Here is a 13,190-nt window from a genome sequence, read left to right as displayed (position 1 = left end):
TCTTTTAAAAAGAAAGTTTATAAATACCAACGATACTTCGACAATTTCCTCGGAAATATTTCCTTTCCCCACATAATTTGATACACTACACATGAATCAACAGTTGTATTACATGAGCTAAAATAATAACGTACTGTACAAATAAAAAAGCACATTCTTCATATGAAGAATGTGCTTTTATTTTATCCCGATTGGTGGGGGATGGACAAAACCCCCACTGATTAAAGTTTCACTTTATTAACGTCTAATCCAAACAGCACCTGCAGACTTATCATCTGCTTGTCCAACAACTTGGAATTTAAGGCCAAGGTTTGGAACTTTGCGTCCTGCGTCAGCAATTTGTTTGTTGCTGTATACTTTTGAATCATCAAATGTTGTAACACCTTGTAATCCGGTATAATTAAATTGTCCACGTGTTAATGAATTTGCACTCCATGCTGGCGTTTGATCAAATGAAAATGCAGCATCTGCAATTTGCATTCCAGTATTACCGTGCGCTGGTTTCCCGTTTAGATTGCCAACTAACGCTTCTGGATGAGAGTCAACAACACCAAGGAATCCTTCACCTGGATGCACCCCAACCCAGTTATCTTTGAAGCTATCATCTGCATACCAAACGACAAGACCTGTATTATACACCGGACCTCTTCCCGCTTTTAATCCATTATCTGACCCAGCATAGTTTCTCCACTCTAGATAATAATAATGGGGTTTCTTTTCTGTCCCATCAGAAACAACGAATCCATTTAACTTCATTTTAGATTGTCCTTCTGCATCATCTGAAAATACTACTTGTCCATCAACTGTTACATTTACATTATCCATTGCAAAACCTTTATATGTTAAAGCTGGATCTGTAATATAGTCGAATTGTAGTTTAACTTTCTTCCCTTTGAACTGACTTAAATCGTATGATTTATCAATCCATTTCCCATCTGTTGTATCTTTATCATCTTGTACTATCTTTTCTCCTAATCTATCAATCAATGTTTTTGTTCCATCTTCAGTTACAACATGTACTTCGATGAAATCACACTCAGCTTCTAATTCATAATTCGCCTTATAATCAAACTTTGCATTTGTTCCCTTCGTTAAATCAAAGAACGGTGTTTCTAATTTCGTATGAATATCATCGCCTCTTGTACTATAGTATGCCTGTTTTCCAAACCCAGGCTTAATTGTTTCGATACTCTTATCTGGTAAATTGACACGTACTATACCTGGACGATTTGATTTTGTAACACTTTGATCAATATATGTAGGAACTCCTACACCACGCTTAATTTTATCGTAATCTACTTCTAAAATTTTCGCCCAGTTGCCGCCCATATTCTTTTGTAAAAAGTCTTTATTTTGTGGAGAAAAACTAGTTGGCTCTGTTCCTGCGATTTTCCCTGTCCAGCTACCTCCACTCATCAATGACCAAGCTTCGACTGGTGATCCAGTTCCAGTATACTTCGTATCATATTCATCCGGTAAACCAAGGTCATGTCCAAATTCATGTGCAAACACACCTACTGCACCGTCTTCTGGTTCAATTGTGTAATCATGCGCTGCTACTTTTCCATCCCAATAATCTACCTTTGATTTTGTACCTTCAATCGCTACTGGATCTCTTGCTAATTTTGAACGATGTGACCAAATCGCATCATCACCTAATTTACCGCCACCAGCTTCTTGACCAACACCAGCATGGATTACCATTAAATGATCAATTACACCGTCAGATTCATTTTGATTACCGTCACCATTTGTATCATATCTATCGAATTGATCAAATTGAGATAAATCTAATCCCTTTTCAGCTGCTGCATTTAAAGCTTCCTTCACTAAATCACGTGCTCCTTTTGGTCCTTTATTATCATGACCACTGCTACCATCAGCTCCGTAATCAGATGCTTTGCCTGGGACAGTTAGCCACTCCGTTACATATCCGTCTGTCGTATAACTACCGCCAGACTGCTCTTCATAATATTGTTTAAATGTTTTTACTTTCGAACCATCAAATAATGTGTAAGGTTCATTACCAAATAACATTTTTTGATAATGGTCTCTACTAAAATCTTTCGAATACATATAACCTGGTATTTGTTCAATATTATTATGTTTATAATCACTAAATTCAACGAGTAACACTAACACTTTATCATTGCGAACAGATCCACTATATGGAGCTTGTTTCGCCTTAGAAGTTGGAACTTTCCCATCTAATTGCTTTTTATTTGGCTCTGGCTTTTGCTCAGGGCTAACATTTTTTTCAGCTTTCTTTACGTTTTCCTTTTCTTCCATCTTTTTCTCTTTTACCTTTTTCACGAAATCAGATGCTTCTTGAGCAGCATCATCTGGAAGAATTTCTTTATTTGCCTGATCCCCTTGTTTCTTTTCAATATATTGCTCTACAGCCTTTTTTGTCTCTTCTTTTGATGATGCTGGATTAATTGTTCCTCTTTCTTTCAGCGCTTCCGCTAAACGATCTTCTTGAATTAAGTTATGATCAATTGGCGTTGTAGACACACTTTCTTTTGCTGGCGTTTCTGCGTATGCTAACGGAGCACTCATTACAGCTGAGCATCCGATGAATGTCGCGATCGTTAATGATGACAACACTTTAAATGGCGCTTTTTTTCTCATTTTAATCATCCCCTTGTATCAATCTTAAACTTCAGATAAAAACACGTAATCTATCCTCCCTTGTATAATAAAAGACATGATTCTATAAGCAATAAGCTTTCTGTTATAGAATCATGCCCTCCAGTTTTCTGGTCAGACCCTCTATCTTTTTATGTCGAAATGTGAAAAATAAAGAGTGATTTGTTATATATTAAATAGCTTATATTAAAAATTTAAAAGACAATATGCACAATTGCATGAAAATTCTTTCAAACAAAAAAAAGAACCCAAGTTAATTAAACTCGGGTTCTCTATTTCGTATTATTTCTCTTGTGTTTTTTCCCAATCAGCTAAGAATTTCTCAATTCCTTGATCTGTTAATGGGTGCTTCACTAATGAAGCGATTACGTTTGCTGGGATTGTTGCAATATGTGAACCGTTTAATGCTGCTTCTGTTACGTGAACACTGTGACGTACAGATGCTGCAATGATTTCTGTTTCAATGCCGTGAATTGCAAAGATTTCTGCGATTTGGCGAATTAAGTCCATACCGTTATGACCGATATCATCTAAGCGACCTAAGAACGGTGAAACGTATGTCGCACCAGCGCGAGCTGCAAGTAATGCTTGCACTGCTGAGAATACTAATGTAACGTTTGTACGAATTCCTAAATCTGAGAATGCTTTTACTGCTTTTAAGCCTTCTGTTGTCATTGGAACTTTTACAACAACGTTTGGAGCGATTTTTGCTAACTCTTTTCCTTCTTCAATCATTTTATCAGCTTCTAAGCTAATTACTTCTGCGCTTACAGGTCCTTCAATAAAGCTGCAAATTTCACGAATACGCTCATGGAAATCTACGCCTTCTTTTGCTACAAGTGATGGATTTGTCGTTACTCCAGCTACTACACCTAATGCATTTGCCTCTTTAATTTCGTTAATGTTTGCTGTATCAATAAAAAATTTCATTTGTTATTCTTCCTTCCTAATTTTCATTTTATATTTATTTATTTTTTCTTAATAAGCTCTAATTCAATCGGAACAAATTTGTCCACTTTTTTACCTTGTGTTATTTCTTTCGCTGTTTCCATCGCCTTCTCTCCGATTAATTCCGGTTTTTGAGCGACTGTTGCTGCCATGCGCCCATCTTTAACCGCTTTTACAGCATCGTCCGTTGCATCAAATCCAACAACGACTACGTCCGTTTTGCCAGCAGATTTCAACGCCTCAAGTGCGCCTAATGCCATTTCATCGTTATGAGCAAACACTGCTTTTATATCGCTATTTGCTTGCAAAATATTTTCCATAACGGATAACCCTTTTGCACGATCGAAATCAGCTGCTTGTTTTGCTACTACTTTTAAAGACTTATCAGCTACGTTATGGAATCCTTTCCCACGCTCACGAGCAGCAGACGATCCTGGGATTCCTTCTAACTCAGCAACATTTGTTCCTTCACCAACTAATTCCCGAATGTAATCACTAGCCATTTGACCACCTTCGACATTGTTAGAAGCAATGTGAGAAACAACTTTACCTGAATTCGCAACTCGGTCTACTGTAATAACAGGAACATTGGCTGCATTAGCTGCACTTACCGCTGAAGCAACGGCATCTGAGTCAGTTGGATTAATAACAACTACATCGACACCTTTTTGAATTAAATCTTCAACATCGTTTGTTTGCTTCGCTGCATCATTTTGTGCATCAACAGCAATTAGTTCAATGCCACTATCTTTTGCTTTCTTTTCTGCACCTTTTTTCAACGTGACGAAAAATGGATTATTTAAAGTGGAAACAGAAAATCCAACTTTAATAGTTTTATTTCGACCTTTATCGCCAGAATCCTTTGCCCAATCTGGTGGTTCCATTGAACAACCAGCAGTAACTACCATGATGCATGCAACGAGTACCAGTAACCATTTTTTCATGAATTGCCCCTCCATTACGCTTCTTTTCGACGATCAATTAGTACAGCTAGTAAGATTACAAGTCCTTTTACAACTTGTTGGAAGAAAGAAGATACACCTAATAAATTTAAACCGTTATTTAGTACACCAATAATAAGCACACCGATGAATGTACCAACAATCCATCCTCTTCCACCTGAAAGACTCGTTCCTCCTAACACAACTGCAGCAATTGCATCTAATTCGTAAGAAGTACCAGCAGTCGGCTGTGCAGAATCTAATCTTGATGTTAAGACAATACCTGCAAGCGCTGCCAAAATTCCGGAAAGACCGTAAATCATTACTTTAATTCTCGTAACATTAATACCAGATAAAGCTGCCGCTTCTTCATTTCCACCAATCGCAAACGTACGGCGACCAAACGTTGTTTTCTTTAAAATAAAGTACAGTACTGCAAAAGCGATCATCATTGTAACGGCTGGCACAGGAATACCAAGGAAATAACCACGGCCAAACATTTGGAACATTAAATGATCACCAAGACCAGTGATCGGACGTCCGTCCATATAAACAAGCGTCAACCCGCGAAAAATAGTCATTGTTGCTAAAGTTGCAATAAACGGAGCTACTTTTCCCTTCGCAATAATGATACCGTTTATAATTCCCATTGCAAGACCTGCTAATAATCCAACTACCATTGCAAGGAACGGATCCATGCCACTTGCCATCATTCCGGCAACAAGTGCACTTGATAATGCTAAAATAGAACCTACCGATAAGTCAATACCCCCTGTTAAAATAACGAAGGTCATTCCAAATGCAATGAGTGCATTAATCGATACTTGGCGCAGTATATTAAATAAATTTGGAATTTCAATAAATGCTGGATTTAAAGCTGTAATTACTACGATAATTAATACTAATCCAATTAAAGAACCAAGTTGTTGTAATACATTCCCCTTCTTAGCCATATCTTACTCTCCCCCTGTAGCTAGTGCCATAATAGACTCTTGCGATGCCTGATCCTTCTCTAAAATACCACCGATTTTCCCCTCATGAATGACGAGAACACGATCACTCATTCCTAAAACTTCTGGAAGCTCAGACGATACCATAATAACGGAATCTCCTTGCTCGGTAAGCTTATTCATAATAGAGTAAATTTCTTTTTTAGCCCCAACATCTACACCTCTCGTTGGTTCATCTAAAATGAGTAACTGCGGATGAATACCTAACCATTTTGCAATTACAATCTTTTGCTGATTTCCACCAGAAAGAGATTTTACAGCTTGCTCTCCGTTTGCTGCTTTCACGTTAAGAAGCTTCATCATATCCTCTGTAAATTGCTGTTCTAAACCTTTATTAACAACGCTTCCCTTTGAAAGACTTTCTAAATTTGGTAAAGCTAAATTTTCACGAATCGAAAAATCTAACACAAGCCCTTCAGATTTTCTATCCTCTGTAATAAAGGCAATTCGTTGTCTAATCGCATCAATTGGACTATCAATTTTCACTTCTTGTCCATTCATAAAAATTTGTCCTGAATCAAGCGGTTCATATCCAAATATCGCTTTCATAATATCCGTGCGACCAGCTCCCATCAAGCCCGCAACACCAAGGATTTCACCTTTTCTAACTTGAAACGAAACATTTTCAAATTTCCCCTTTTTCGTTCCGTTACGCATTTCAAAAATCACTTCGCCAATTTGACTATTTCGTTCTGGATAACGTTCACCAATACTACGACCCACCATCATGCTAACTACTTCATCAAATGATGTCTCCGGAATTAATCTTTTCCCTACATATTCTCCATCACGTAAAATCGTAATAGCATCACATATTGAAAAAATTTCTTCCATCCGGTGTGAAATATAAACGAACGAAACGCCCTCTTTACGCAATTTATTAATAACAATAAACAGTGTTTCAATTTCGCGATCTGTTAACGCTGCTGTAGGTTCATCCATAATAATAACGCTCGCATTTGTCATTAATGCTTTAGCAATTTCAATAATTTGCTGTTGTCCAACTGATAATTCACCTGCTAGCATAGCGCCTCTCACATGTAGACCAAGATCTGCCAATTGCTGCTGGGCAATCGCATTCATTTGACGCGTACGTAAAATGCCCGTTTTTCCATACATTAACTCTTTTCCAAGAAACATATTTTCAGCTACCGTTAAATTCGGTAATATGTTCAACTCTTGATGAATAAATGCAATACCGTACTCTTCCGCTTCTTTCGCATTTTTAAAAGTTCGTTCTTGTCCATCAATTGTGACTGCTCCACTGTCTTTTTTATATACACCTGTTAGAATCTTCATGAGCGTCGATTTCCCCGCTCCGTTTTCCCCCATCAATGCATGGACTTCTCCTGTTTCAATCATAAACTGTGCGTTTTTTAGAACAGGATTACCACTGAACGCTTTTGAAATGTTCTTCATTTCAATATGCATTCTCATCACATCCCTTTATTAAAAAATCACGCCTGCATGTAAAATAACATTCGCATAAGGCGTTGCTTCTCCTGTACGAATAATCGCCTTCGCTCTCTTTGTATGCTCTTTAAATTCCTTATGAGACACATATTCAAATGCTGGCTCTATTAAACACATCTCAACTTCTTTATTTACCACCGCATTGTTCATAATGACTTCTTCTGCTAATGTCACTTTCTCAATTGCCATATCATCAGCAACTACTTGTAATACGTCTAAAAAGCTAGGCTTTCCAATTTCAACTGCTAAATCAATTCGTTTTACTCCATCAGGAATAGGTAACCCGCAATCAGCAATTACAATCGTATCTGTATGTCCAAGTGAAGCAAGGACTGCCGCAATTTCACTATTTAATACACCGTGCTTTTTCATCCAACAATCACCTGCACTTCACGTACTCTATCTCTCGTTGGCATACCGCCCTGTGCCCCAAGTCTTGTTACAGAAAGACCACCAGCAATATTTGCGAAACGAATAGCCTTTTGAAGTGTTTCTCCTTCAGAAAGCGCAACTGCTAACGCGCCATTAAATGTATCACCAGCTCCAGTCGTATCTACTACATCTACGGCAATACTTGGAACTTGAACAACTTCCGTTCCGTTATGAAAACGAACACCATTAGAACCTTCTGTCATCAGTAGTTTGTTTGGATATTTAGCCAGTAACTCTTCAATTGGTGATGTGAAATCATTTAATACGATGCGACATTCATGCTCATTCGGCGTAATATAAGTCGCTTTTTCTAAAATATCTTCTGATAAAAATTGTGCTGGAGCCGGATTCAACATAACTGGAATTTTATGCTCCTCACAAATAGCCAGAACGTATTTTACTGTTTCAAGCGGAATCTCTAGTTGAAGAACAACCATATCTGCTTTTACAAGAAGGTCTTTTGAACGATCTACAATCGGCTCATTTACAAGAGCATTTGCTCCTTGTACGACAACAATGCTGTTATCCTCTTCTGCTAAAACGATATGAGCGATTCCTGTCGTTCTATCTGTAACCGGTACCACATAGTCGATAAAAACGCGTTCGTTCTCTAAATTTTTTCTAACTACTGTTCCGTAATCATCATTTCCTACTGCACCAACCATCGCTACATTTGCTCCTAATCTAGCTGCAGCTACTGCTTGGTTGGCCCCTTTCCCTCCTGGGATCGTATGAAATGCTTCACCAATTACCGTTTCGCCTGCTTTCGGCCGTATTTTTGAAACAGCCACTAAGTCCATTGAAATACTACCTACTACTGCAATATTTGGCATCTGTCTCATCTCCTTACTTCGTTGTATTTCGTTCTATAATTTCAATCGGTAAACGATAGTGTTTCTCTTCTAATGGATTTCCTTCCATCTGCTCTAACAACAACTCTGTTGCAATTTTCCCCATTTCATAAATTGGCTGTGCAACAGTTGTAATAGATGGATACATCATTTCTGTTAAAGAAATTCCATCGAATCCGATAATTTGTAAATCGTCTGGAATAGAAATCCCCTTTTGAAGTGCAGCCTTTACAACGCCGATTGCAATTAAATCATTCCCAGCAACAATTCCATCAATATGCGGATATTCTTCTAATAATTCCACCGCTATCCGTTCACTATTAGCTGGATCGAATGTACTCTCTGCAATCATATAAGAAAGATTATTTTGCGTAATAACGTCTACAAAACCTTCAAAACGTTCATTGGCTGTACTCACATCACGAGGTCCACGAATATGTGCAATATGTTTACACCCTTTGTCTATTAATAACTTTGTCGCCGCCTGACTCCCTGCATAGTTATCTGCATATACAGTAGGAATGCGCTCATTAAACATACGGTCAATCGCAACAACTGGAATAGACAAATTCATGTAATTAACGCTATTTTGTGGATTCGTTGCCACAATAAACCCATCCACATTATTTTGTCTAAGCACATCAATGTATTGTTTCTCTTTTTCTAAATTTTCATCAGAGTTACAAAGGACAACTGTGTAACCTTGCTTATGTGCTACATCTTCTACGGCACGTGCAACTTCTGGAAAGAATGGATTCACGATATTTGGAACAACTAAGCCAATTAAACGAGATTTTTTATTGTATAAAGATCGTGCTACTGTACTAGGTTTATAATCTAGCATTTCAATTGCTCGCTCTACTTTTTTTAATGTATCCTCATGAACATATCCATTTTTATTTAACACTCTGGAAACGGTCGCAACAGATACCCCTGCTAATTTTGCAACGTCTTTAATCGTACTCATTCTCTTTTCTCCTCATTTCATGTAACCGTTTACAGAAAATAATATAACGCATTTATGAAAATACGTCAATCATTTCTCACTAAAAAGCTTTTAAGGTTATACTCAAAAAAGCATCGCCATAAGGCGATGCTTTTTCATTATGAATATGATACAGTTTGTTCTTTCTCTTCTACAGCAGGCTCTTCTGCAGCTTTTTTACGATCAGATAGTTTAATCTTCTGTAAGAAAATCGTAAAGATTGCACCTACTACGATAAATACTAATCCTGTTAAAAATACAGTATGAAGCGAATCCACCAAAGAACTTTTCAAAACCGGTACGATACTGTTAGAAAATGCTTCTGGCATTTGTTTTAATGCCTCTGGACTAAAGAGCATAGAATATAAACTCTGTGGATCTGTATGAATCATATCTTTCAATTTTGTTACCATTTGTCCCGCTTCTTTTGGGAATGTATCTAATACAGGTACTAATTTATTTGTTAACGTTGTACCTGAAGTGTTATTCATAATTGATCCTAAAATTGTAATCCCAAACGTTCCACCGATTTGACGGAAGAATTGACTTGATGATGTTACAACACCAAGATCTTTTTTCGGGAAGCTTTCTTGTAATGCTAATGTTAATATCGGCATAACAAGACCCATTCCTAAACCGATAATCATCATATAGGAAGTAGCGGTAAGCTTAGTTGTGTGCATATCCATCGTTGTTAATAACCAGAAACCACTAGCCATAATAAGCATCCCTGTAATAATTTGTGGTTTCACACCAACTTTTAATACAAGTTGACCACCGATAATACTCATAACGATCATTGTGATCATCATCGGTGTCATAATCGTTCCTGATTCAGCAGCACTTACGCCTACAATTCCTTGCATAAAGAACGGTACGAACATAATTGCTCCAAACATTCCGATACTCATAAAGAAACCGATCGCATTCAGTAGTGTAAATGTGCGGTTTTTAAAGAAGTGCATCGGTAAAATTGGTTCTTCAGCCTTCGTTTCAACAATAACAAAGCTAACAATACCAATGGCAGCTAGTGCAAATAACCCGATAATTTGCCAAGAACCCCATGCATAATCTTTTCCACCAAACGTTAACGCAAGTAATAAACTTACAACACCGAGAATCATCGTGAAGATTCCAGCGATATCAATTTTAATTGGTCCTGTTTGTTTATGTGCTTTTAATCCCATTGCAATAAAGATTGTCGCTAAAATACCAACTGGTAAGTTAATATAGAATACCCATCTCCAGTCCACTGCGTCTACAATCCAACCACCAACTTGTGGTCCAATTACAGAGGCAAGACCATATAGAGCTCCAAAAATACCTTGCCATTTAGCACGTTCTTTTCCCGTGAACATATCTCCGATAATAATCATAGCCATTGGCATCATAATACCGCCACCAAGACCTTGAATACCACGGAAAATAATTAATTCTGTCATACCGTTTGCCATACCACATAAAGCTGAACCAGCCATAAAGATAATTAATCCTGCTATATATACGTTACGACGCCCAAGTAAATCCGCTAATTTACCTGCAATCGGTACAACCGTTGTTGATGTTAACATGTAAGCTGTTGTTAACCATGTCATTAAACTTAATCCGCCTAGCTCACCGACGATACGCGGCATTGCTGTACCAACGATTGTTCCGTCCAATGCAGCAAATAGCATCGCGATTACTAAACCGATTAACAACAACTTTCTATTCTGATTTTCTTGTTGCTCCATGTAATCTCCTCAATTCCTCTTAGTTTTTCTCTTTTTTCTCTTGTGTCCCGCAAATAATTGTTTCTAGCTTTTCAAAGAGGCGTAACAAATCTTCCCTCTCTTGTAATTCTAAGTGTGAGAAGTATTTTGCAATATGCTCATTACGAGCCGCCATCGCTTCTTCTACTGTAGCTTTCCCCTTTTTCGTTAGCTCAATGATAACAACGCGGCGATCATTATCGTCGTGATAGCGCTCTACTAACCCATGATCAATTAAACGATCAATCATTACTGTAATCGCACTCGGTTTCACGTACATTTTCTCCGCCAATTGTGTCGCTCTTGAAGCTCCGTAATGATCTAAAATCTTTAAAATATAAAACTGCGGTGGTGTAAGTCCTGATGCTTGCATTTGTTCTAATAGCTCTGTTTGCATTTTCTTTCCTATAGCGAATGTAAGAGCTTGAATCTTATCAATATGAGTCATATCATTTGGCATGTTATCCACCTCTTATTTAAGCAATAAAATATTTAACGTATTTAAATATTAATCCCACAAACAAAATACGTCAACAACTTTCTTTATAAAAACGTTTACATTCCTGTCACAAAGTTGTATAATTTTCGTCGAAGTTAATATTGACAGTCACGGAGAATCGGAGTATAAGGCTATGAATCATAAAAAAGGGAACTTTTTTATATTTCATAGCCTTTTTGTATTCTCTCTGTCTTAAAACGCTTCTAATTAATTAGAGGAGGATTTTCATTTTATGTTTTTCACACAATTATTTAAACCTGCGCCCCACGCAGAACGCTTACCAGCTGATCGCACTGATACCGAATACCGCAAATTGCGTTTACAAGTATTCTTAGGCATCTTCATCGGTTATGCGGGTTACTACTTTGTTCGAAAAAACTTTTCACTCGCAATGCCATACTTAATCGAACAAGGCTTTAGTAAAGGGGAACTTGGGGTTATCCTTTCAGCAGTATCTATCGCTTACGGATTAAGTAAATTTCTTATGGGTATCGTATCCGATCGTTGTAATCCTCGCTACTTTTTAGCAGCTGGGCTATTTTTATCCGGTATCATTAATATTATTTTCGGCTCATTTTCTTTCATTACAACGAGCATTATACTTATGTTTGTACTTCAGTTTTTAAATGGATGGGTACAAGGTATGGGATGGCCTCCTTGTGGCCGTACGATGGTTCATTGGTTCTCCGTTAGTGAACGTGGTACAAAAATGTCTATTTGGAACGTCGCTCATAATGTCGGCGGCGCGCTTATGCCTTCTCTCGTTACATTAGGCTTATATTTCTTTGCAAATGACTGGAAAAGTATATTTTACTTCCCAGGTATTCTTTCAATTTTAGTGGGTATTTATGTATTAATTACGATGAGAGATACACCTCAATCTTGCGGATTACCTTCTATTGAAGAACATACTGGGGAATATCCATCAGATGAAAAAGTAGCGGACCGTGAACGCGAGCTTTCGGTAAAGGAAATTTTATTTACATACATATTAAACAATAAATTTTTATGGTATATCGCTATCGCTAACGTTTTTGTTTATTTCGTTCGTTACGGCGTTGTAGACTGGGCTCCTACTTATTTAGTAGAAGAAAAAAGCTTTACTCATAGTAGCTCACGTACAGCTTATGCTCTATACGAATGGGCTGGTATTCCAGGTACACTTCTTTGCGGATGGATGAGTGATAAACTATTTAAGGGGCGCCGCGCACCTGCTGGTATTTTATTTATGGTCGGTGTATTCATTGCCGTTCTTGTTTACTGGCTAAATCCTGCTGGGCATCCAATCATTGATAGTATCGCACTTGTTTCCATTGGATTTTTAATTTACGGACCTGTTATGTTAATTGGTCTTCACGCGCTAGACTTAGCACCAAAGAAAGCTGCTGGAACTGCCGCTGGGTTAACTGGGTTCTTCGGTTACCTAGGCGGAGCTACTTTTGCTAGCGCAGCTATGGGCTTTATTGTAGATGGATTCGGATGGGACGGCGGATTCATTTTGCTCCTTGCTTCTTGTGTGCTTGCAATGTTCTTCCTTGCTCTTACTTTAAATACAGGATCTGCAAAATCAAAAGCAGTTTAAACAAAATATAATGTGTAGAAAAATAAACATAAAAATAGCTCTCAGCATTTACTTACATGCTAAGAGCTA

At 37.7% G+C, this 13,190-nt stretch carries 11 protein-coding genes; 1 reads left to right on the top strand and 10 read right to left on the bottom strand.

The window, feature by feature from the left end:
* Window positions 1–237: 237 nt before the first annotated feature.
* The 10 genes from inhA2 to MHB76_RS03230 all read right to left on the bottom strand — a co-directional run bounded on the left by inhA2 (window position 238) and on the right by MHB76_RS03230 (window position 11,500).
* Window positions 238–2,631: a M6 family metalloprotease immune inhibitor InhA2 gene (gene inhA2, locus MHB76_RS03275; RefSeq protein WP_078173822.1), complete on the bottom strand. Its 2,394-nt coding sequence runs from the start codon at window positions 2,629–2,631 to the stop codon at window positions 238–240.
* Window positions 2,632–2,931: 300 nt separating this feature from the next.
* Window positions 2,932–3,579 (bottom strand): fructose-6-phosphate aldolase, encoded by a 648-nt coding sequence (fsa, locus tag MHB76_RS03270; RefSeq protein WP_000667669.1) that lies wholly within the window; start codon window positions 3,577–3,579, stop codon window positions 2,932–2,934.
* Between the two features lie 38 nt (window positions 3,580–3,617).
* Window positions 3,618–4,541 (bottom strand): ribose ABC transporter substrate-binding protein RbsB, encoded by a 924-nt coding sequence (gene rbsB, locus MHB76_RS03265; protein ID WP_078173823.1) that lies wholly within the window; start codon window positions 4,539–4,541, stop codon window positions 3,618–3,620.
* A 14-nt stretch (window positions 4,542–4,555) separates the two neighbouring features.
* A complete protein-coding gene (locus MHB76_RS03260) occupies window positions 4,556–5,491 on the bottom strand; it encodes an ABC transporter permease subunit (protein WP_002114125.1) in 936 nt (311 codons plus the stop codon).
* 3 nt (window positions 5,492–5,494) lie between these two features.
* Complete coding sequence (gene rbsA / locus MHB76_RS03255; RefSeq protein WP_016103542.1) at window positions 5,495–6,979, bottom strand: ribose ABC transporter ATP-binding protein RbsA; 1,485 nt, start codon at window positions 6,977–6,979, stop codon at window positions 5,495–5,497.
* Between the two features lie 18 nt (window positions 6,980–6,997).
* The gene (gene rbsD / locus MHB76_RS03250) at window positions 6,998–7,393 is read right to left on the bottom strand and encodes a D-ribose pyranase (RefSeq protein WP_002114121.1); all 396 of its coding nucleotides are present in this window, start codon (window positions 7,391–7,393) and stop codon (window positions 6,998–7,000) included.
* Window positions 7,390–8,286, bottom strand: coding sequence for a ribokinase (gene rbsK / locus MHB76_RS03245; protein WP_078173825.1), 897 nt, complete (start codon window positions 8,284–8,286; stop codon window positions 7,390–7,392). The genes rbsD and rbsK overlap by 4 nt, the downstream gene beginning before the upstream one ends.
* 13 nt (window positions 8,287–8,299) lie before the next feature.
* On the bottom strand, window positions 8,300–9,271 hold the full coding sequence (gene rbsR / locus MHB76_RS03240) for a ribose operon transcriptional repressor RbsR (protein ID WP_078173826.1): 972 nt from the start codon (window positions 9,269–9,271) through the stop codon (window positions 8,300–8,302).
* A 137-nt stretch (window positions 9,272–9,408) separates the two neighbouring features.
* Complete coding sequence (locus MHB76_RS03235) at window positions 9,409–11,022, bottom strand: MDR family MFS transporter (RefSeq protein WP_002114116.1); 1,614 nt, start codon at window positions 11,020–11,022, stop codon at window positions 9,409–9,411.
* A 19-nt stretch (window positions 11,023–11,041) separates the two neighbouring features.
* Complete coding sequence (locus tag MHB76_RS03230) at window positions 11,042–11,500, bottom strand: MarR family winged helix-turn-helix transcriptional regulator (protein ID WP_002114114.1); 459 nt, start codon at window positions 11,498–11,500, stop codon at window positions 11,042–11,044.
* Between the two features lie 271 nt (window positions 11,501–11,771).
* Between MHB76_RS03230 and glpT the strand changes: the two genes are divergently transcribed.
* Entirely contained in the window at window positions 11,772–13,121 is a 1,350-nt protein-coding gene (gene glpT, locus MHB76_RS03225; protein WP_078173827.1) for a glycerol-3-phosphate transporter, read from the top strand.
* The last annotated feature ends 69 nt before the right edge of the window (window positions 13,122–13,190 follow it).

It is taken from the genome of Bacillus sp. FSL M7-1345 (genome assembly GCF_038006985.1).
Lineage (GTDB): Bacteria > Bacillota > Bacilli > Bacillales > Bacillaceae_G > Bacillus_A > Bacillus_A cereus_U.
Note: the sequence above shows the minus strand (reverse complement) of the source record. Positions and strands in the feature narration are given on the sequence as shown.

What these genes read in the sequence shown, in the direction of transcription:
- inhA2 (WP_078173822.1), bottom strand. Translation starts at nt 2,631, where the DNA reads ATGAGAAAAAAAGCGCCATTTAAAGTGTTGTCATCATTAACGATCGCG.
- fsa (WP_000667669.1), bottom strand. Translation starts at nt 3,579, where the DNA reads ATGAAATTTTTTATTGATACAGCAAACATTAACGAAATTAAAGAGGCA.
- rbsB (WP_078173823.1), bottom strand. Translation starts at nt 4,541, where the DNA reads ATGAAAAAATGGTTACTGGTACTCGTTGCATGCATCATGGTAGTTACT.
- MHB76_RS03260 (WP_002114125.1), bottom strand. Translation starts at nt 5,491, where the DNA reads ATGGCTAAGAAGGGGAATGTATTACAACAACTTGGTTCTTTAATTGGA.
- rbsA (WP_016103542.1), bottom strand. Translation starts at nt 6,979, where the DNA reads ATGCATATTGAAATGAAGAACATTTCAAAAGCGTTCAGTGGTAATCCT.
- rbsD (WP_002114121.1), bottom strand. Translation starts at nt 7,393, where the DNA reads ATGAAAAAGCACGGTGTATTAAATAGTGAAATTGCGGCAGTCCTTGCT.
- rbsK (WP_078173825.1), bottom strand. Translation starts at nt 8,286, where the DNA reads ATGCCAAATATTGCAGTAGTAGGTAGTATTTCAATGGACTTAGTGGCT.
- rbsR (WP_078173826.1), bottom strand. Translation starts at nt 9,271, where the DNA reads ATGAGTACGATTAAAGACGTTGCAAAATTAGCAGGGGTATCTGTTGCG.
- MHB76_RS03235 (WP_002114116.1), bottom strand. Translation starts at nt 11,022, where the DNA reads ATGGAGCAACAAGAAAATCAGAATAGAAAGTTGTTGTTAATCGGTTTA.
- MHB76_RS03230 (WP_002114114.1), bottom strand. Translation starts at nt 11,500, where the DNA reads ATGCCAAATGATATGACTCATATTGATAAGATTCAAGCTCTTACATTC.
- glpT (WP_078173827.1), top strand. Translation starts at nt 11,772, where the DNA reads ATGTTTTTCACACAATTATTTAAACCTGCGCCCCACGCAGAACGCTTA.